Origin of the sequence: Halomonas sp. SIMBA_159 (genome assembly GCF_046536035.1) — a bacterium.
In the GTDB taxonomy this organism is placed as follows: domain Bacteria; phylum Pseudomonadota; class Gammaproteobacteria; order Pseudomonadales; family Halomonadaceae; genus Vreelandella; species Vreelandella venusta_A.
This window is the reverse complement of the sequence record NZ_JAWJBT010000022.1, coordinates 23,398-43,623: the sequence shown is the minus strand read 5'-3', so window position 1 is coordinate 43,623 and position 20,226 is coordinate 23,398. Positions and strand designations below refer to the sequence as shown.

The 20,226-nt window shown below is 57.4% G+C and carries 18 protein-coding genes; 5 read left to right on the top strand and 13 right to left on the bottom strand.

All coding sequences use genetic code 11. The features are described 5' to 3' along the window. The first annotated feature begins 147 nt into the window (after positions 1–147). The gene (locus R0J87_RS14765; protein ID WP_498887059.1) at positions 148–1,182 is read left to right on the top strand and encodes a LacI family DNA-binding transcriptional regulator; all 1,035 of its coding nucleotides are present in this window, start codon (positions 148–150) and stop codon (positions 1,180–1,182) included. Positions 1,183–1,195: 13 nt separating this feature from the next. Here R0J87_RS14765 and R0J87_RS14760 read toward each other — a convergent pair whose 3' ends face one another. The 6 genes from R0J87_RS14760 to R0J87_RS14735 form a co-directional block, all read right to left on the bottom strand. Continuing rightward, positions 1,196–2,599 (bottom strand): amidase, encoded by a 1,404-nt coding sequence (locus R0J87_RS14760; protein ID WP_498887057.1) that lies wholly within the window; start codon positions 2,597–2,599, stop codon positions 1,196–1,198. 17 nt (positions 2,600–2,616) lie between these two features. After that, on the bottom strand, positions 2,617–3,084 hold the full coding sequence (locus tag R0J87_RS14755) for a RidA family protein (protein WP_498887055.1): 468 nt from the start codon (positions 3,082–3,084) through the stop codon (positions 2,617–2,619). A gap of 40 nt (positions 3,085–3,124) precedes the next feature. Continuing rightward, entirely contained in the window at positions 3,125–4,399 is a 1,275-nt protein-coding gene (locus tag R0J87_RS14750) for a TRAP transporter large permease (RefSeq protein WP_498887054.1), read from the bottom strand. A gap of 16 nt (positions 4,400–4,415) precedes the next feature. Further along, positions 4,416–4,937 (bottom strand): TRAP transporter small permease, encoded by a 522-nt coding sequence (locus R0J87_RS14745; RefSeq protein WP_113269261.1) that lies wholly within the window; start codon positions 4,935–4,937, stop codon positions 4,416–4,418. A 62-nt stretch (positions 4,938–4,999) separates the two neighbouring features. After that, on the bottom strand, positions 5,000–6,001 hold the full coding sequence (locus tag R0J87_RS14740) for a TRAP transporter substrate-binding protein (protein ID WP_498887052.1): 1,002 nt from the start codon (positions 5,999–6,001) through the stop codon (positions 5,000–5,002). Positions 6,002–6,078: 77 nt separating this feature from the next. Then, positions 6,079–7,074 carry an asparaginase gene (locus R0J87_RS14735; protein ID WP_498887051.1) on the bottom strand — a complete coding sequence of 332 codons (996 nt, stop codon included), beginning with the start codon at positions 7,072–7,074 and terminating at the stop codon, positions 6,079–6,081. A gap of 276 nt (positions 7,075–7,350) precedes the next feature. Between R0J87_RS14735 and R0J87_RS14730 the strand changes: the two genes are divergently transcribed. Next, positions 7,351–8,049 (top strand): FadR/GntR family transcriptional regulator, encoded by a 699-nt coding sequence (locus R0J87_RS14730; RefSeq protein WP_498887049.1) that lies wholly within the window; start codon positions 7,351–7,353, stop codon positions 8,047–8,049. A 206-nt stretch (positions 8,050–8,255) separates the two neighbouring features. Here the strand turns inward: R0J87_RS14730 and R0J87_RS14725 are convergent, their stop codons facing one another. Then, positions 8,256–10,388: a PhoX family protein gene (locus tag R0J87_RS14725; RefSeq protein WP_498887048.1), complete on the bottom strand. Its 2,133-nt coding sequence runs from the start codon at positions 10,386–10,388 to the stop codon at positions 8,256–8,258. Between the two features lie 206 nt (positions 10,389–10,594). On the opposite strand from R0J87_RS14725, the gene R0J87_RS14720 reads away from it, so the two are divergent. The 3 genes from R0J87_RS14720 (at position 10,595) to R0J87_RS14710 (ending at position 13,319) form a co-directional block, all read left to right on the top strand. Further along, the gene (locus R0J87_RS14720; RefSeq protein ID WP_404464321.1) at positions 10,595–10,933 is read left to right on the top strand and encodes a DUF6482 family protein; all 339 of its coding nucleotides are present in this window, start codon (positions 10,595–10,597) and stop codon (positions 10,931–10,933) included. Positions 10,934–11,090: 157 nt separating this feature from the next. Then, the gene (gene mgtE, locus R0J87_RS14715) at positions 11,091–12,449 is read left to right on the top strand and encodes a magnesium transporter (RefSeq protein ID WP_498887046.1); all 1,359 of its coding nucleotides are present in this window, start codon (positions 11,091–11,093) and stop codon (positions 12,447–12,449) included. Between the two features lie 129 nt (positions 12,450–12,578). Then, the gene (locus tag R0J87_RS14710; RefSeq protein ID WP_498887045.1) at positions 12,579–13,319 is read left to right on the top strand and encodes a sulfite exporter TauE/SafE family protein; all 741 of its coding nucleotides are present in this window, start codon (positions 12,579–12,581) and stop codon (positions 13,317–13,319) included. 25 nt (positions 13,320–13,344) lie between these two features. Here R0J87_RS14710 and R0J87_RS14705 read toward each other — a convergent pair whose 3' ends face one another. From R0J87_RS14705 to R0J87_RS14680, 6 genes are read right to left on the bottom strand one after another with little or no spacing between them, the layout of a single operon-like run. Continuing rightward, positions 13,345–14,238 (bottom strand): EamA family transporter, encoded by an 894-nt coding sequence (locus R0J87_RS14705; protein ID WP_498887044.1) that lies wholly within the window; start codon positions 14,236–14,238, stop codon positions 13,345–13,347. Beyond that, a complete protein-coding gene (phnX, locus tag R0J87_RS14700) occupies positions 14,235–15,053 on the bottom strand; it encodes a phosphonoacetaldehyde hydrolase (protein ID WP_498887042.1) in 819 nt (272 codons plus the stop codon). The genes R0J87_RS14705 and phnX overlap by 4 nt, the downstream gene beginning before the upstream one ends. Next, positions 15,053–16,222, bottom strand: a complete 1,170-nt coding sequence (locus tag R0J87_RS14695) for a 2-aminoethylphosphonate--pyruvate transaminase (RefSeq protein WP_498887041.1) — start codon at positions 16,220–16,222, stop codon at positions 15,053–15,055. The genes phnX and R0J87_RS14695 overlap by 1 nt, the downstream gene beginning before the upstream one ends. Positions 16,223–16,276: 54 nt before the next feature. Further along, entirely contained in the window at positions 16,277–17,971 is a 1,695-nt protein-coding gene (locus R0J87_RS14690; protein ID WP_498887039.1) for a putative 2-aminoethylphosphonate ABC transporter permease subunit, read from the bottom strand. After that, complete coding sequence (locus R0J87_RS14685) at positions 17,968–19,092, bottom strand: putative 2-aminoethylphosphonate ABC transporter ATP-binding protein (protein ID WP_498887037.1); 1,125 nt, start codon at positions 19,090–19,092, stop codon at positions 17,968–17,970. Before R0J87_RS14685 ends, R0J87_RS14690 begins: the two co-directional genes overlap by 4 nt. Positions 19,093–19,136: 44 nt before the next feature. After that, positions 19,137–20,174: a putative 2-aminoethylphosphonate ABC transporter substrate-binding protein gene (locus R0J87_RS14680; protein ID WP_498887036.1), complete on the bottom strand. Its 1,038-nt coding sequence runs from the start codon at positions 20,172–20,174 to the stop codon at positions 19,137–19,139. Positions 20,175–20,226: the final 52 nt, after the last annotated feature.

The following is a 20,226-nucleotide window of genomic DNA, read 5'->3' as shown; positions in this document are numbered from 1 at the left end:
CCTCACTGTTGTTGTTTTTAGCAGCACGTTTAGCAAGGCTGCTCGAAGCTTTTATCGTCAAATGGTAGCGCTGTCATGATAGCGCTACCATTACTTTTAGATTATTCTTTTTGTCACGACAAGCTGAACCTAAGGGACGTACGACCAATGTCTAGAGACTCTACACAGGCTTCCAAACAGCGTCGTCGCTCTGATCAAATAACGCTTAGCCAGGTGGCTGAAGCTGCGGGCGTCTCACCGATCACTGCTTCTCGAGCACTTAATCATCCTGAAAAAGTCAGCGAGCGCACGCGCAATAGCGTACTGGAAGCGGTTGAGCAGCTAGGCTACGTGCCAAACCTCGTGGCGGGCAGCCTCGCCTCTTCGCGCTCTAAACTGATTGCAGTCATCGTGCCATCTCTGATCAACACGGTATTTGTTGAAGTCATCAAAGGGCTGCAAGAGACCTTAGAGGCGGAGGGGTATCAAATACTGCTGGGCAATACCGACTACGATCTAGACCGAGAATATCAGTTAGTGCGCACGTTCTTAGGCTGGTCATGCTCGGCGCTGATTACCGCTGGGCTGCGCCATAATCAAGCTTGCCAGACGCTTCTGAACAATTGGGAGCATCCCATCATGGAAGTGATGGAGCTGGGCAAGGGCATGGACCTTAACGTGGGGCTGGATCATGTGGCGGCCGGTCACTGCATGGCGACCCATCTGATCGATCAAGGCTATCGCCATATTGTGTATGTGGGCGCGCGACTGTCTCAGGATTACCGGGCAGGCATGCGCTACGAAGGGCATAGAAAGGTGCTACAAGCGAAGGGGATAGAAGCCCCTTTGGTGGAGCTCGACACGCTAGGCAGTTTGCAAGCCGGAGCGGAGAGTTTACAGCAGGTATTAACACTCTACCCGCAAACACAAGCCATTCACTTTGCCAATGACGACCTAGCCGCTGGGGCACTACTGGCCGCACAGCGCCAGGGCCTTAATGTACCGGGCGACATAGCGATTGCCGGATTTAACGGCCTGCCGCTTGGCCAGCACGTGACGCCACAGCTCACCACCATTCTCTCCCCCAGAGAAGAGATGGGCCGCCTAGCCGCGAAAGAACTCATTCGGCGGCTCAGCGGCAAAAACGTCTACCGCCGCCAGCATGATGTGGGGTTTACGCTGCAAGTGGGTGGGAGTACTTAAGCAATTTTAGCGCTTACACCGCTGGCGGATGGCCAAGAATCTCCAAGCCAGTCCCCAATTCGCTTTCAATCGCCTGACCAATGGCCAAAAGTTTCGCGTCCTGCCAAGGCCCCGCCAACACTTGCAGGCCCACCGGCATGCCCACGGCATCTTTCCCCACCGGCAGCGTTAAGGCACACAGACCCAGGAAGTTAGCGATCACCGTATTGCGCAACGCATGCATATTAGCTTTGGGATAAGCGCCTTCGGGTTGAAGACTTTCAATAGTGGGCGGGGTAATCGCCACAGTGGGAGTGAGCACTGCATCTACATCCGCCATGCGAACAGCGGCCGATTGATAGAGCGAATCCAGAATCGTGCGACGACGTACATACTCCCAAGCTGGCATATCATCTGCTGCTTTGACGCGAGCGGCGACGTTTGGGTCTAGGCAGTCAATCATCTCGGGCAGCTCAGTCTTTAGAAATGCGGCCAGCTCTGCCGCGGCCACACCGCCCAGTTTGAACAACTCGTAAGCTTCATCGATGCCAGGCAGTTCCAAGGTGACTATTCGTGCACCGGCGGCTTCGAGCTGTTTGATTGCCGAGCGAACCGTTTCCGCGATACCCGGGCTGCAGTCGTCCCAGAAAAACGTTTCTGGGACGCCAAAGGTTAGATCAGCAAGAGACGGCGTCGCCGGAACCTGCTCATCTCGACCGCTGATCGAGCTATCTAGGGCATCAAACGCGAAGGCGATATCATCCACCCGTCGCGCTAGCAGCCCCGGGGTATCCAGCGTGCTTGAAAGCGGCACAATCTGCTCGGTCGACCAGCGCCCCGCGGTAGTTTTCAACCCCGCCACCCCGGTCATTGAGGCAGGTATACGCACCGAACCAGCTGTGTCGGTACCAAACGCTAAGCTCGCAGTGCCACTCACCAGCGACACCCCAGCCCCGGAGCTAGAACCGCCAGGCGTGCGGTGTTGACTCCTATCCCACGGGTTGCGCGGTGCTCCCCAGTGGGCGTTGGTGCCCAGTCCACCAAAGGCAAACTCAACGGTGTGGGTTTTACCCATAATGGAGGGCAGCTGATTAAGTAGTGTGCTTACCACAGGACCGGTACGTTCCCAATGTTTTGGTAACTGCTGAGAAGACCCAGCGTAGGTGGGCAACCCAGTGACGGCGTAGATATCCTTAATGGATACCGTCATACCCATTAGCGCTCCCGCATCGCCACGCTGCGCCAACACCGTATCGGCCGCTTTTGCCATTGCCAAGGCCTGCTCACCGTTCCAGGTGAGGTAAGCATGATCATGCTTACCACGTTGTTGATACGCCGCTATGGATGCATCGGCAAGTTCGGTTGCGGTGAGTGTGCCTGCACGTAAGCGTGCGTGCTGCTCGCGTAAAGGTAGAAGAATGGGTGAATCCTGCATCATGTACTCCCTCTGGGTGCTTAGCGCACTTCAAATATCGCCTCGACTTCCACCGCTGCATTGCCGGGCAGTGTCGCCACCCCAATAGCAGTTCTGGCATGGCGACCTGCATCGCCAAATAGCGCGACAAAAAGCTCGGATGCACCGTTGATCACCAGGGGCACATCGTGAAAGCCCGGCGCCACATTGACGAAACCATTCATGCGCACGCAGCGCACCACCCGAGAGAAGTCGCCATCCACCGCATCGCTCAATTCAGCCAAGAGGTTCAAAGCGCATGCCTGGGCAGCTAGTTTTCCAGTTTTAAGATCGAACTCACCCCCCACCTTGCCAGGATAGAGAACATCACCATCACGTTCACAAATCTGGCCCGCTAAAAACAGCTGGTTGCCTAAACGGGACCAGGGCAGAAACAGGCCACGCGGTGTTGGAATCGCCGGTAACGTAAGGCCCTGCTCCGCTACCGCTTGTTCAATCGTTTTGCTCATGGTTCGTTGTCCTTGTTGATTAACGTCTTCAAACGATTCATTAATAAATCAGCGAGGGTAGCCAAGTGCTTAGCCATGGGACGTAAGTGATGATAATTAGCGCTAACAGCATCAAACCGATCAGCGGTAAGCAAGCTTTAAAGACCTCCTGGAGCGACATCTTGGATATCGCCATGGCCACGAACAGGTTGAGCCCAACCGGCGGTGTAATCATTCCGACCGAGAAGTTAATCAGCGTAATCACCCCAAAATGCACCGGGTCCACGCCCACTTGGGCCGCGATAGGCTGCAGCAAAGGTGAGAGCACGATGATGGCCGAGGCGCTATCGAGGAAAAAGCCAGCAACGATCATCACGAAATTAAACAGTGCCATGACCTGAAACGGGTCGTCGGTCCACGACAGCACTTCGCCTGCCAACTGGCTAGGCGTACCGGTGATCGCGAGCAGCCAAGAGAAAGCAGAGGCCCCCGCGGTAATCAGCAGCAGCGTCGCGGAAATCAAACCAGAGCTTCTTAGCGTTCCCATCAGTTCTGTTACGTTAATGGTGCGATAGACCACCATGCCGACAAACAGGCCATATACGCAGGCGACCGCTGCCGATTCGGTCGGGGTAAAGACGCCACTGTAGATCCCCCCCAGCAGAATCACCGGCAGCCCAAGGCCCCAGGCAGCATTCTTAAAGGCGACTAAAATTTGCCGCAGCGAAGGGAAAGGGGCGCGTTCATAGCCTTTGATGCTGCTAAAGACGATGCAGTAGGCAATGAGAATAGAGGCAATCACAATGGCGGGCAGCAGGCCCGCTGCAAACAGCCTCCCTACCGAAGTACCGGTCACTGAGCCGTAGATAATCAACGCAATACTCGGCGGTACGATCGGCCCCAAAGTACCGGCAGTGGCGATCAACCCAATCGCAAAGCGTTTATCGTAGCCAGCAGCGACAAGCGCCGGGAACATGATCGAACCAATCGCCACCACCGTAGCCGGGCTCGAACCGGAAATGGCCCCAAAGAAGAGGCATGACAGCACGGTAGCCGCTGCCAAGCCTCCAGGTACCCACCCTACCAGCGCCTTGGCAAGATTGATCAATCGGTCGGAAAGCCCGCCAATCCGCATTAACTCCGCCGCCAAAATAAAGAACGGAATCGCCATTAGCGAAAAGTTGTTCATACCGGTAAACATGCGCATCGGCACGATGACCGGATTGGTGGCACCAAAGAATTCAATGGCAAGAAACACCGCCAATGCCAAGGAAGCAAAGATGGGCAGCCCGAGCAGTAGAACGGCAAAAAAGATCGGTAATAATGCAGTAATCATGGTCGCTCTCCAGGGGTTAAATGAGCTTATCCGAACCGGCTACAAGCTCTTCGGAGAGTCCTACCGGAGGCTTTTTCCAGACTTCATTGATGACCCATAGATAACGCAGAATCAGCAGCACACCGGATATGCCAATCGGTAGATAGAACCATGCCATTGGCAGGCGGAGTGCCGCAGTCAATTGGCCGCGATCCAGCGTACTAAAATAGAGCACAAAGCCGTAATAGGTCATAAAGCCAGCGAACACGATACCGATCAGTGCTGCGATCATGTGCAGCCAGCGGTTCACAGCGGGCGAGGCAATGGCATTCAGTACATCCACCGAAATATGCGTGCCATGGCGCACACCCATACTGGCGCCGACAAAACTCATACAGATAATGGAGTAAATAACGACTTCTTCAGCCCAAAATAGCGAACCACTAAAGCCGTAGCGATACACGACTTGGATGGTAGTGAGGATGGTCGCAATCGACATGAAAACGACCATCGCCACACTTTCCAAGCGATCAAGACATTTGTTGAGCGCTTCGAACATGAGATATCCACACCCTGAAAGGGGTAAGAAGAGAGGAGCTAGGTCTTAGCAGACCCGCTGGATCAATACTCGATACCCACCGCGTCATATACCTTATGCAGCAGCTCGGTAGTGACGATTTCTTCGTACTCTGCGTGCACCGGCATGCTGGCTTCAATAAAGGCGCTGCGCTGTTCAGGGGTGAGTTCGTTGATCGCAATTTCGTCTTTGATCTCTTCCATGATGGTCTCTTCGTCCTGCAGCGTTAGCGCACGTGACGTGTCTCGACCGTTATCAAAGGCTTCCAGCATGACCGCTTGAAGATCTTCCGGCAGCGAGTCCCAGGAGTCCTGGTTCATAACCGCAGCATAGGCGTGGTAGGCGTGGTTGGTCAGCGAGAGATAATCCTGCACCTCATAGAAACGCATGGTGTAGATATTGGCCAGTGGGTTTTCCTGCCCCGATACCACGCCCTGCTGCAGGCCGTTGTACACCTCGGTGAAAGCCATTGCGGTGGCGTTAGCGCCCAGGTTTTCATAGGTGGAGATGATGATCGGCGCCTGCATGGTACGCATGCGGATGCTGTCCATATCTTCGGGGTTTTCGATTGGGCGGTCATTATTGGTGATATGACGGAAACCTGCACCCCAGAAGTTGACGCCATACATATTATGGCCATTCAGGGTGTCGAGGATTTCGCGACCCACTTCACCATCCAGGGTTTCCACCATGGTGTCGTAATCGGCAATCAAGAACGGCAGATCCAAAATCTGCATGCGCGGCTCAAAGTTGCCCAGCGTAGCCGTGGGTGGAATACCGATATCGACAAGGCCCATTTGAATCTGCTCAATGATTTCAACGTCGCCCCCCACTTGAGCAGCGGGCAGTACGTTAATCTCAATACGACCGTCGGATTTCTCCTCTACCTCCTCTTTAAAGCGCAGCGCCGCTTGGCCGTTCGGCGTTTCTTCAATCAACACGTGGGCGAAGCTGAAGGTATAGTCGGCCGCATGGAGTTGAGCCGCACTTAAAGAAGCGACAGCAATAGCAGCGGAGAGGGTGGCTTTTGTCAGCGTTAGTTTCATGTCCAGCACCTTATTTAGTTATGGTTAATTACTTTTTAGTTTCCTGTTACTGCCGTTGAGCAAGGTTAAAAGGCCGCTCACGCCATCAAGCGTTCCATCGCATCCCCCATCGCTTCGCGCGGGGTACTACTCAGCAGCAAGGCAAGGGCAAGCCTTGCCTTGCGTGCACTGACATCGTTGAGCGCAATCACCCCGGCCGAGACTAAATCGGCCAGGCTGCCGCTAAACTCATAACTGGTGTTCACTGGTCCTTGAGCGCAACTACTCACGACCGCGACAGGGACGCCTGCGCTAACCAATGCTCGTATGTCGTTCATCCAGCCAGGTGGTACATGACCCCGACCTAAACCGTCAATCACTACCGCCCTTGCCCCGCTCTCGACGCAGGCTTTCAATACTTCAGGGGAGGCGTCTAAATAGGCAGGCAGTAGGTCAACTCTGGGTAACGGGAAGTCCCACTTTTCAATCACGGGCGCTATCACCGTTGCAGCGTGATAAAGCTTTACCCGTTGCCCATCGATATAACCCAGCGAACCGGCGCCGGGCGCATCAAAACCGTTTAGCTGAAAGCTATTCACCTTGCGGGCATGACGCGCCGCAAACAGCGACTCGTTAAACGCCACGACACAACCAAGCTGACTCAGTTGGGGGCTTGCCGCCGCCACGATGGCATCGCAGATGTTTTTGAAGGCGTCGGTACCTAGCTGGTGAGGCGCCCGCTGAGAACCGGTGATGACACAAGGTTTATCCGCCGGCAGCGTGAGCGATAGAAAGTAAGCGGTCTCTTCCAAGGTATCGGTGCCGTGAGTGATGACCAGACCGTCCACATCCGCCCGCAACAATGCTCTTCGCCCTTGGCAATGGAGTTCAGCAAGATCGGCGAGAGTGACGGCATTGCTGGGTTTCTGCAGGATCGATATCACTTCTAACGTAACATCGACGCCCTCCGGCAGTGCCACTTGATCCAGCAACTGCTCGCCGCTTAAAGCCCCTGACTGGCTTCGCCCTGAGTCACTGGGCTTGCTGGCAATCGTACCGCCCGTGGTCAATACCACGATGTGCTTTTTGGTCATTCAGGTTCTCGTGTTTTATATCTTTCAGAACAAACAACAGACATCAGATGTCTGATTTCAGACTAGACTAAAGAACAACCCATTAGCAAGACAGGTACATAAAACAAAGGAATATAAACATATTTATTTTAAATATATGCCAGCGAGCAGCTGAAGCCGCTAGGCTTAGGGCATTGATAAAATGCAGAAAACACCGATGAGCCACGCGAGGCCCACATGAGTTTGAAACGCCAGCCCGAGATTAACTCAACCAGTACAACCTCTTTTGGAGATTCGATGGATCGCAGTTCCGTTGCGCTGCAGCTGCTAGAGCGTATTAAAAGCGCCCTAATACGAGGCGATCTTAAGCCAGGCGATTACCTGCCCTCAGAAACGGAGCTCACTCACACCCTGGGCATTGGTAAATCCAGTGTGCGTGAAGCCATCAAGATGCTGCAAGCGATAGGGATTGTCGAAGTCAAAAGGGGTCAGGGCACCATGATTCGCCGCGAACCTGGCACACCGCTCGTCGATCCAATGGCGTTCGGGATGATCCTGGCGCGCGGCATGACGCGAGACGTGTTGGAATTCCGTCTTATGTTTGAACCAGCGTATACCCTTCAAGCCATGCATTGCGCCACAGCTGAGGATCACCAACGCATTCAGCAGAGTATCGACGCCATGGAAGAAGCGATCCGTGTAGGGGCACAAACGTCTCAGCACGATATCGCCTTTCATCGCGCCATTCTGCACAGCACCCATAACCCCATGACCATCCGCGTCGGCGAAACCTTACTGCAACTGATCGAAGCCGCGCTGGAAACCTCCATGCGCTCACTGCCAGAAACCGCCTTGAAGGATCACAAAGCGATATATGCTGCCTTCAAAGCAGGCGACACCGCCGGTATTCATGCAGCAATAGCCGTTAGCAGTGAAAGCTGGGAAACCAACCTTACCTATGAAGGTGAAAGCGAATTGAGTGCGGCATCAAGTTAGTCGGCTAGCAACATCATCGAATCACCAATGATGTGAACTCCCTCTTGCACAAAGCCTCTCCCCCCTCACTCGGATCGACATGTTCTATATGACTTTGGAAAGGCGAGCCAATCCAATAAAAATAGCGTCGCACCTAGTAAGGCTCGACGCTCTTCGTGATTAGTTAACTACTGGCTGCTCAAATCTAGCCACTATCTCACTAGAATTTACACCCCCACCGGCCCACCATCACGCTTCTGAATCACCACGGTAGCCGCACGAGGGCGCACTTGCCCACTCGCCTCGACGGTGGCGTCTTGCACCAGCGCGTTAGCATCCGCTGGCCAGTTGCCAGGGTGCTGAATATTGATAAACAGCGCGGTTTTATCCGGCGTGGCAAAGATACCGGTGACTTCGCAGCCGTTCGGGCCCACCGCAAAGCGTTTGAGCTGCTGCTGGTTGCTGCTGTTGATCACCGGACCCGTACCGCGAATATCCTCTAAACCTTGGGGCACCACGGCAAGTAGCTGGTCGTTGGTGTGCTCGGTGACGCCTTCATAGCCGTTGTCGGTCTGAATCCAGAGAATGCCTTGGCCGTCTTCACGCTCATCGAACCACAGGCCATCGGGGCTGGCGAACTGGTTCATCTCGTTTAGCCCGGAGTGGTTATCCGCGTCATCGGCCGCTACGCCGAACACAAACACTTCCCAGGTAAAGGCGTTGGGCAAGCGGCTCTCCCGCCAACGAATCACGTGCCCGGCCTCGTTATTGGCGCGGGGGTTGGAAGCGTTCGCAGGGGCGGTAGCGAAGCCAACGCCCGGCTGGGTAAGCTCGCTGCCGTCGTTGGTGAAGGTGGCATCGGTGCCCTCTTCACTGCGCTGGGTGTTGTTCGTCAGGGTGAGATACACCTCACCGGAGGCCGGGTCTACCGTGGCCCACTCGGGGCGATCCATCGGCGTGGCGCCCAGCAGGTCGGCGGCATCGCAGGTGTTGATGATAATGCCCGCCAGGTCGTTCTCGGCCAGACCAAGTGCGGCGGCCAGCGTGCGGCCATCCTGGGTCTTGGCGCTTGGTGTGAGCGGCATCCACTCGCCGCTGCCATCGGCATGAAAGCGCGCCACGTAGAGCGTGCCGTTATCCATGTACTTACTGCCAATGGCGAGGCGGTCGTACTCTGCGCCGGGGCGGTTGGCGTCGGCGGGATCCCAGGCGGTATCAGAGACATACTTATAGACATATTCGTTACGAGCATCGTGACCTGAATAGAACACGATGGGCTTGCCCGCTTCTAATTTACCCAGCCAGCACCCTTCATGACGAAAACGCCCTAGCGCCGTGCGCTTCACCGCGCGAGCACCGGTGTAAGGGTCGACTTCGACTTGATAGCCGAAGGTGCGCGCTTCGTTGCGGTAGTCATCTTCGGCGCGCTCACCACGTGGGGTGATATCAAAGCGGGCGAACTCTTCGTTCTGCTCACTAGCATCGCCCGCCGAGGTGTCCCAGCCATAGCGGCTTTTATCCGTGGGTATACCGATGCGCGCATCATCTTGGAAGCGCTCACCACGGTTGACGAAAATATCGGGCCAGTTCTCTTCACAGGCGATATAGGTGCCCCAGGGCGTCACGCCGTTACCGCAGTTGTTATTGGTGCCGCGGGTTTGTGTGCCGTTAGGGGAGAACTGGGTTTTCACATAGTCGCTTGCAGCCACGGGGCCTGCCAGATCCATCACCGTCGCGCTGGTGAAGCGGCGGTTATAGGGCGAATTGGCAACGTGAGACCACTGGCCGTTAGCGTCTTTCTCAACTTCGACCAACGTGACGCCGTGGGCATTGATTTCGGTGCGCGATTCGTCTGCGGGCCGCGCGCCTGCTTCGGCATTGGTCGGCCCGCCTTGGGGTGCCCATAGGGCGTCTTGGTCGATGTACTCGTTATTCAGCGCCAGCACAAAACGGCGCGAGGCGTTATCCGCATCTAGGGCAAAACCAGCCATGCCGTCGTGGTGCATGCCCACGCTTGTTGCTTGACGCTCGGGCGTCATGGGCTGGTCGGCCTGCCACTCCTGGCCTGCCTGCAGCGGCGTGCCCCAGGGCACTAACACTTGAGCCACGTATCCTTCCGGCACAACGATGGCATCGGTACGAGAACCACGCACCGCTTCAAACGCGAGGGTTAGCGGCGTTTTCGCCTGCTCGCCTGCGAGTGCTTGCGCGGCACCGCCAAACCCCAGCATAGAAGCCGCCGCCAACCCTAGGCCACCCCGCATTACGTCGCGCCGGGAGACGTGCTGAGCCAACACCTCGGCAAACGGCTGGTTGTGGCTGTGGTTAAACAGGCGGTGATCTTCGATTTCCTTGCTCATGATGCTCCCCTTGTCATCGCTGGTCAGAGCGGACGTCTACGTCTGGAGGAGCCTATTAGGTAAAGATGAATTAACAGTGACGTATTCACGACCATTATATGACGATCCGTGCGCGGACGGTTGACCCCTTGCCCATCAAAAGCTATACAAATCCATCACACTCATTAGACTCTACATAAACACAGTTGAGCCAATGAGGTGCCGCTATGTCTTCACCACTCCCTCCTCGTTTAACCCTGGATGAGCTTTCCCAACTGACCGCACCACTGCCTGACGTTGAGCTGCATGGCATCGATATGGGCTGGTATATCGTGCGCCTGCACCGCGATGAATCGGTCAGCTTACTAGTCAACCCACAGGGCGAAACAAAGCGGTTTAGCGGTACCCAGTGGGTAAGCCGCGCGCTGGCGCCGCTGGGTTTTACCCACGGCATTCTCACCTGGGCTGATGCGGCCGATGAGATGATTGGCAACCCAATACCGCCTGTTTCTGCACAGCAGCGGCTTCAACATGGCGTGCGCGTGGCCTTTGCAACTCGGCACTAAAACGCCCAGGTATCCCCTTCGCGATTAGCCGCTCCTTGCCATGAGGGTAAAAAAGCCTTCATGGCTTTCAACCCCGCCTGCCGATAAGATTCATAGTGAGCCATCAAGCGCTTTCAAGTAGTTGTGTTAAAAAATTAATGACCAAAGGATGGACTCTATGCGCGATGAAGAGAAATACACCAACACCGAGGAGCAGCTGCTGTATCTTCAAAAGTTACTAGATGAAGAAGATACAGCAGCCTTAAACGAGCTGTTTAATGAGCTCGATATTTTAGCGATTGCGCGCACCCTTGAGTCTTTTCCCGCCAAAACCCGTGACCGGCTATGGGAGTACATTCCAGAAACGATGCTCGGCGAGGTGCTGGCCGAAGTCGATGAGGACATTCGCGCCGATTACATCGAAGACCTAAGTGCCAGCGACGTTGAGCAAATTGTTAAGGGCCTGGACGCCCAGGAAGTCGCCGAGGTTCTCGATGTCGCCGACGAAGAGATCAAAACCACCGTCTATGCCAGCCTGGACCAGGAAATTCGCGCCCAGGTCGAGAACCTTTATGCCTACGAAGAGGACATGGTCGGCCGCTACATGGACCCGGAGACGGTCAATGTAAAGCAAGGCGTATCGCTGGAAGCGGTACAGCGCTATATCCGCATTCACCACCTGTTGGACGACGACTCCCAGCAGGTCATGATCACCGATAAAGACAAGCGCCTGCTGGGCACCTTGACGCTGATCGATTTGGTTAAACAGCCCCAAGAGAGCACCGTCGACGCGTTCATGGACGATGCTCCCTACACGCTGAATGACCAGATGAAGGTGAGCGACGCCGCCGCCCTGCTGCGCTCTAAAGAGCTGCCCTTCGTGCCGGTGTGTAACAGCGACGGGCTACTGGTAGGCCAGTTGAACGCCGCCGACGTACTGGAAATTACCCAAGACGATGCGGACATGACCTTGAAACACATGTCCGGCGTTAGTGACGAAGAAGAAGTGTTCACCCCGATTCTGCGCAGTGCCAAAAGCCGCGGCATTTGGCTGGGCATCAACTTGCTAACCGCCTTTCTAGCTGCCTTTGTGATCGGGCAGTTTGAAGCGGTGCTGGATCAAATCGTCGCCCTCGCCATCCTGATGCCGGTGGTCGCCAGCATGGGCGGGATTGCAGGCAGCCAGACGCTAACGGTGGTCATTCGCGGCTTGGCGCTTGGGCAAATTGCGGGTAATAACAAGCAGTGGCTCTATAACAAAGAGCTGTGGGTGGGCATGAGTAATGGCTTGGTATGGGCCCTGGTGGTAGGCGGCATTTCCTACCTGTGGTTTAGCGACCCGCTGATCACCCTCGTCATCACGCTGGCGATTTTTATCAACATGAGCCTCGCCAATGTGTCTGGCGTACTGATCCCACTGGTGCTCAAACGGCTGCAAATTGACCCTGCTCTATCCGGCGCGGTGATCCTGACCACCGTTACGGATGTCGTCGGCTTTCTATCGTTCTTGGGGCTGGCGACGCTGATTATTTTGTAATCAACGTGATGGCAAGGCACGGCTGCCTTTCTATTCGCCCGCTAACTTTTATCTAATGTTATCCTAGGGTGCCCCGCTGCTGCGGGGCTTTTTTATGTCGGTCGCTTTTGAATACCCTGTGAGGCTCCCATGCTCCCCGAATACTCCCTTATCGCCTGGCTGTTGATCATTTTTTCTGTCTATCTCACCGGCGTCTCTAAAGGGGGCTTTGCGGGCGGCTTCGGTACGCTCTCGGTGCCGTTGATGGCGCTGGCGATTAGCCCCACCCAGGCAGCGGGGCTGCTGCTGCCCCTGTTACTGGTGATGGATGCGTTTGCCGTCAAAGCATGGTGGGGAAAGCACGATAGCGCGGAGGTATGGCGCTTTGTGCCGGGGCTGTTCATTGGCGTGACGGTAGGAACGCTGCTGTTCGGCAGCCTAAGCGAGCAGGGCGTGCGGCTGGTGCTGGGCATTCTCTCGGTCGTGTTTGCGACCTATATGCTGCTCAAACCCGTGGCGAAGAAACCCATTTCCACCTACTGGGCGCTGCCCGCCGCAAGCGTATGCGGCTTTACCAGCTTTATTGCCCACGCGGGCGCGCCGCCTATGAATATGTACCTGATGCCGCGCAAGCTCACTAAAGAGACGTTTATTGCCACCTGCACAGTGACCTACGCCGTAGTGAACTCCATCAAACTTGGCCCGTATATGTGGCTGGGCGAGGTCAATATGACCAGCGCCTGGGCCTCGCTGCTGCTGGTGCCTGTCGCGTGGATCGGGGTACGTAACGGTCTTTGGCTACAGAGTCGCGTCAATGAAAAGCTGTTTTACCGCCTCGTGATCATCGCCATGTTCTTAGTGGGGATTAACTTGGTGTGGCAGGCGCTCTAGTTGAGAGAGCTAGCAGGCGGCGCGACTACAGCGCCACCATCACCAACCCCGCCAGCATCACCAAGGTGCCGAGTGTTTTAGCGGTGGAAGCGGGCTCTTTTAGCCATAGCACACCCATCAACACACCTACCGGAATCGATAGCTGGCGCAGGGCGACCACGTAGCTCACCTCGTCGGTCATCGCCATGGCCATCAGCACGAGGCCGTAGGTGCAGGTCATCATCAGCCCGGTGGTGATTAGCATCGCCAGGCCCTGCTGGCGAAGTGCGGGCAGGCGGCGGCGCTCGGCAGGCAGCAGCGCCAGCAGCGGTAACGCCCAAGTCAGCGTCATCACCGCTTGCAGCACCATAAAGACGGCCCCGGCGGTGAGCCCGCTGTGCCCAGCGCCCTGCATGAGCCCTAAGGCCTGCTTATCGATGAGCGAATAGCCCACCGTTCCCGCCGCTGCCAGCAGCGCAAACCCCATGGCGGGGGTGAAATAGGTGGAAAACCGACGCGCCTCCGGGTGGCTAAGCGGCAGGCAGAGCGCCCCCGCCACCACTAACGCCATTCCCAAACCGTCCCAGGCATCCAGCACGCGGCTGCCTAGTAACGCGATGGAGACCAAAGGCACCAGCACCACAGGCAGTGCCCTGGCGATGGGGTAAAGCACGCTCACTTCCCCTCGCGCATAGGCCCAGGCTAAGCCGCCCATATAAAGCATCTGGCATAATCCCGAGAGGGCCAGCCACCCCCAAAACGACCCCGGCAGCGCCATAAGCGATGGCCCCAGCACTAACAGCGGCAGCATCACTACCCCGCCTGCACCATAGGCCAGCACAAACGCCCCCAGCGAGGGCGTGTTGCGTTTGCCCAGCACGTTCCACCCGGCGTGCATACACACCGAGACCAGCACCAAGGCGAGCGCCGCTGGGCTCAAGGCCGCTCCCCTTGCTGCAGGCGAGCGGTAATCTGCTCAATCACCCTGGGCAGCTCGGCAATGGTGGGAATGCAGTAGTGGGGCTGGGAGGTAGCAAACTGAGCGGCAACCCGCTCATGAGCCGCCTGACGCTCGGCAGCGCTCAGCGCTTGGTACTGCGCATAATCAAGCCCTAACGCATTGCCCGAACAGGTCAGCGCTACCGTCCACATGCCCGCGCTGCGGCCTTCTAGAATCCCCGGCGTGGTGTCGTCCACCTTGATACAGGCGGCCACGTCGTTCACGCCCAGCGCCATCACGTTTGCCAACGCCTGGGCGGGGTGCGGGCGGCCATTGGGCACCTCGTCGGTGGCCACCACGTGATCGACCTCAAGCCCCTTTTCCGCCGCCAACGTCACCACTTTTTCCATGACCACGGCCGGATAGCCCGAGCAGGAACCAATCTTCAGCCCTTGGCTACGCAGGGCCAACAACGTATCCAGCGCACCGGGAATAACCGCCGAATGGTCGGCAATTTTGGCGATCTGGAGCGGCATGAAGCGCTCATAAAGGGCCGTGACATCATCATCGCTGGGCGCATGGCCGACCGCTTGCGTGAAGCGTTCGGCGATCTCCGGCTGATTGCACAGGGTGCGGATATGGTCCCACTTGCCCATGCCCATGGGCCCGCGCGCCTCTTCCAGGCTGATCGTCACCCCCAGCTCGGCAAAAGCTTCGACAAAGATTTGGGTGGGGGCAAACGAGCCGAAATCCACCAGTGTGCCTGCCCAGTCGCAGATGACCGCCTGCAGGCGGCGAGGAGAGTCGTAGTTCATTAGGCGCTCCATGCTTGAGGTGAAAGATGAGTTGAAAGATGAGGTGAACGATGCGGTGAAAGAGAGACGCCCATTTCACTCAGCGCGTCTTGAATGGCCAGCAGCAGGGTGTCGATCACCGCGACATCCAGCTGGCCGATACAGCCAATGCGAAAGCTATCTACTTCTGTCAGCTTGCCGGGATAGATCAAAAAACCACGCGCTTTGAGCGCGGCGTAAAAATCCTGGAACGCAAAGGAGGGGTCGTTGGGGCTTAAGAACGTGGTAATGATCGGCGACAGCCAGCGATCCTCCAGCAGGGTACTAAATCCCAGCGCACGCATACCCGCTACCAGCACATCGCGGTTTTGGGTGTAGCGGGCACAGCGGCCTGCCACGCCGCCCTCTGCGCGGTGCTGGGCAAGGGCTGATTGAAACGCCACCACGGTATGGGTGGGCGGCGTAAAGCGCCACTGGCCGGTGCGCTCCATATAGGCCCACTGCGCATGAAGGTCCAGGCTAAGCGAATGGGCGCGACCTTCCCCCGCTTCGAGCAGCTCGCGGCGGATAATCACGAACCCAAACCCCGGCACGCCTTCGATGCACTTATTGGCCGAGGAGATCAGCACGTCGATGGGCGTTTGAGACAGGCTCAGCGGCACCCCGCCGAAGGAGCTCATCGCGTCCACGATCAGCGTTTTGCCGTGGGCATGCACTACTTCCGCGATAGCCTCCAGCGGGTTCAAAATGCCGGAGCTGGTCTCGCAGTGCACCAGGAAAACGGCGCTGATCTCGGGATCTTGGTGGAGCAGAGCATCGACCTCGTCCGGCTGGGGCGGTAAGTAATCGCCCTTATCCAGCGTGACGTAGCGGCGGCCCATCATGTGCAGCAGCTGCGCTGCGCGCTTGCCGTAAGCACCATTCATCAGCACCAAAGCTTTGCCGTGGGGGGCGACGGCGCAGGCCAGCGCGCTCTCTACCGCGAAGGTGCCGCTGCCCTGCATAGGCACGCAGGCAAACTCGCTATCGGCGGCATCGGCCATTGTCAGCAGCTGAGCACGCACGTCGGCCGTGACTTGGTTAAAGTCGTCATCCCAGGAGCCCCAGTCATTCAGCATGGCGGCTTTGGTCTTGGCCGATGTAGTGAGCGGCCCGGGGGTGAGTAAATAGGGAGCAGTTAGAGGCGTCATTTTTGGTCTATACCAGATAATCCACACAGGTTAGCGGTTGGTGCGGCGGGCTGTCTAGCCCGCCTGGCGCCAGCGCTGTGCGTTGTTGAGAAAAACGTGCGTGAGCGCTGCGTGCAGCAGTTTCACCACCAGTGAAGTAAAGAAGATCAGCACTGCCATGGCCGCCGCGCTGGCGAAGTAACCCGCTTCATCCAGGTGCAGCACCGCCACCGATGCCAGCCGCGTATCGCTGTTATAGAGAAACACCACGGCTGAGACGGTCGTCATCGCATTTACGAAGAGGTACACCGAGATATCCAGCACGGCAGGCAGCGAGACCGGCAGCGTCACGCGGCGAAAAGTGGTCCAGAAAGGCACTTTTAGCGACGCGCCCACAGCCTCGAACTCTGGGTCGAGCTGCTTTAGCGCCGTCACCGAAGTGAGGTGGCAAACCGTATAGAAGTGCACCAGCGTATTGAGCACCAAAATCGTCATGGTGCCGTACAGCCAGTTGAACGGGTTGCCCGCCTGGTTGAAAAAGAAGATATAGGCCAGCCCCAGCACCATGCCGGGCACCGCCATCGGCAGCATGGCCATCAGGTGCAGCCCCTGGCGCAGCGGGCGGTAGCCGTCGCTTTTTTCAATCAGCCAGGCGTTGAAGAAGATCACCAGCGTTCCGATCAGCGCCACGCTAAAGGCCAGCTTCAGCGAATTGAACCACGCTTCCCAGCCGCCGCCTGCCAACCCTTGGAACGTATAGTGCTGCAGCGTCAGCGCTAAATTATAGGGCCAGAACTGCACCAGCGAGGCGTAAATCGCGGTGCCAATCACCAGCAAAATAACCCCCGCCACGGCGTAGCACAGCAGCGCAAACAGGCCATCGCGCAGCGGGCTGGGCGTGGGCTGCCACGGCACGGCGCGGGCAGAAAGCTGCGCCACCTGCCGCCGCTGAATCCAGCGGTCAACCATAAACGAGAGCACCGCAGGCAGCAGTAGAATCACACTCACCACCGCGCCCATCTGAAAGTTTTGCTGCCCCACGACTTGTCGGTAAACATCGGTGGCTAGCACGCTGAACTGGCCGCCGATGATTTTCGGCACGCCAAAATCGGTGATCGCTAGGGTAAACACGACGAACAGGCAGGAAATCAGCCCGTAGCGCACTCCAGGTAGGGTGATGGTCAAAAAAGTGCGCCATTTGGGCGTACCCAGCGCGTCGGCGGCTTCGTAGAGCCGCGCATCGCTGTGAGTCAACGCTGTGGTGAGCAGCATCAGAGCATGAGGGAAAATCCAGAAGCTCATGCCCAGCACGATGCCTATAGGGCCATAAATCGTCTCCCCCATCAGCACGTCACGCAGAAAGCCTTGATTGCCAAATAGATACACTAAACTGATTGCGGGCAGCAGTGAAGGCGCCAAAATAGGCAGAATGGCCAGCATCCGAAACAGCCGCTTGCCCGGCATGCAGGTACGGGTAATCCCGTAGGCACAAAGAAACGCTAGCCCCACGACAATCACCGTGGTGGTCAGCGCCACGCGAATCGAGTTGGCAATCGAGTTCACCAGCGCCGGGGTCTGAAAATACTGGGCGAAGTTAGCGATGCCGATAAAATCGCCGCTGCGGTCCTGCACGCTTTTGACCAGCATGGCGAACAGCGGAAACAGTAGCCCTATCACCAGCAGCGCGACGCCTGCCAGTAGCACCAATAAACGAATCAGCGCTTCGGGCGACAGCCTGCTCAGTGAGGGAATGCTCGCGAGCGCTCTCATGACTGACAGCTCCCCGGCGGGTATAAACGCGCCGCATCCCCAGGTAGATGAAGGCCAACCACCTGCCCTATCTTGAGCGACAGCTTCGCGCTGTCTCGACTGGGCACATCGGCAAGCACACATTGCTCAGTGCCCGCTATGCGTAGCGAGACGCGCTGAAACGCCCCCAAAAATTCGATGCCGGTGACCTCACCTATCAACGTGCCGGGCTGGCGGGTCAGGGCCACTGCTTCTGGGCGAATGGCAAGCTGTGCGGGCCGCCCTTTGGCAAACGTATGGGGCAGGCAGTCGCACAGCGTATTACCCAGCTGCACCTGATGGTTCGGCGCGGCGGTCACGTCCAGAAAGTTCATGGTGCCGATAAACGAGGCCACAAAAGCGCTGGCGGGCTGGTGATAGATGTCTGCCGGGGTGCCCACCTGCTCGATCACGCCGTGGTTCATTACCACGATCCGGTCGGCCATGGTCAGCGCTTCTTCCTGGTCGTGGGTGACCATGATGGTGGTGACTCCCAAGCGGGCCTGCAGCGCTTTGATTTGGCTGCGCAGATGCCCTCGCACCCGCGCATCCAGCGCCGATAGCGGCTCATCTAATAGCAGCAAACCAGGCTCCATCGCCAGCGCTCTTGCCAGCGCCACCCGCTGCTGCTGCCCGCCAGACAGCGCCGCCGGGTACTTGGCGTCGCTGCCGGAGAGGTCTACCAGCGCCAGCAGCTCGGCGACGCGGGAACGAATCTCCGCCCGAGGAACGCGACGATTACGCAGCCCATAGGCCACGTTGTTGAAAACAGTCAGGTTGGGAAACAGCGCGTAAGACTGAAACACGATGCCGAAATCACGCGCCTGTGGGGGCAGCGTGGAAATATCCTTACTACGTTGAATCAGCGTGCCCGCGCTCTGGCGGGTAAGCCCGGCAATCGTGCGCAGCAGCGTGGTCTTGCCGCAGCCCGATGGCCCGAGAAAGCAGACAAACTCACCTTCTTGAATGTCGAGCGCGATATTATCCAGCGCGGTAAAGCTACCAAAGCGCTTCGTAACACCGTCGATACTGAGATGCGTCGTGGTGGCATGAGGGGTCGCCGCTGCGGAGGCCGACAGCGGCGATGTCAGTGTAGGGGGCATAACATCTCCAAGCCCCGGCCTAGGCCGGGGCAGCTGTGCGGTGCTTACTCTTCGGTTTTGCTGTCGTAACGGCGCTGCCATTCGGCCAACACGCGCTCACGATTTACCGCCGCCCACTGGAAGTCGGCATCAATCATGCGCTCGGCAATATCGGCCGGGTAGTTCTCGATGGGCTGCGCCACACCGGGGTAGGCCACGACGGCATAGCCTTCGTTGTAAAGCTCGTTGGCATCTTGGGAGACAGCCCAATCCATCAGCGTTTGGGCGGCTTCCTGCTGGTCGGTACCGGCCACAATGGCAGCGGCTTCCATATCCCAGCCCAGGCCCTCTTCAGGGAAAACCACCTCAATAGGCGCCCCTTGGGATTTCAGACGAGCACCACGGAAGGCAAACGAAACGCCCACCACGGCTTCGCCGGTAGCCGCTAGGCTGCACGGCGCAGAACCAGAGTGGGTGTAGCGGGAGATGTTGTTGTGCAGGCGGTCCATGTAGTCCCAACCTTGATCTTCACCCCACAGCTGAAGCCAGCTCGCCACATCCAGGTAGCCGGTGCCTGATGAGTTGGGGTTGGGCATGATCACGTGGCCTTCGAATTCAGGCTGAGTGAGGTCTTCCCATGAGGTGGGCATGGGTACGCCCTGGCGCTCTCCTTCGATGGTGTTGTAGCAAATCGCCGCAACCCAGGCGTCCATACCCACCCATGCCGGGTCTTCACCGTCGCGGTAAGCGGCATCGACGAATTTCGGGTCGAGGTTCTCAACGCCTTGTGGGGCGTAGCGCTCTAGCATGCCCTCCTCTTCCAGCACCAGCAGGCTAGTGGCGGCCAGGCCCCAGATAACATCCGCCTGGGGGTTCTCTTTTTCGGCCAGCAGGCGCGCAGTGATAACGCCCGTGGAGTCGCGCACCCAGTTGATGGTGATATCCGGATGAGCGGCGTTGAAGCGCTCGGCGTATTTTTGCAGGTCGTCGGATTCAACGGCGGTATACACCGTCAGCTCGGTGGCCTGGGCAGAGGCGGCGAACACACTGGCCATAGCGCTAACCAGTAACGTGGGTTGGAACAAGCGGCGAAGCATCGACATGGGTGGTCTCCAGCGGTTTGGTATAGACCAGAATTTTGCCGAGCTTAAATGA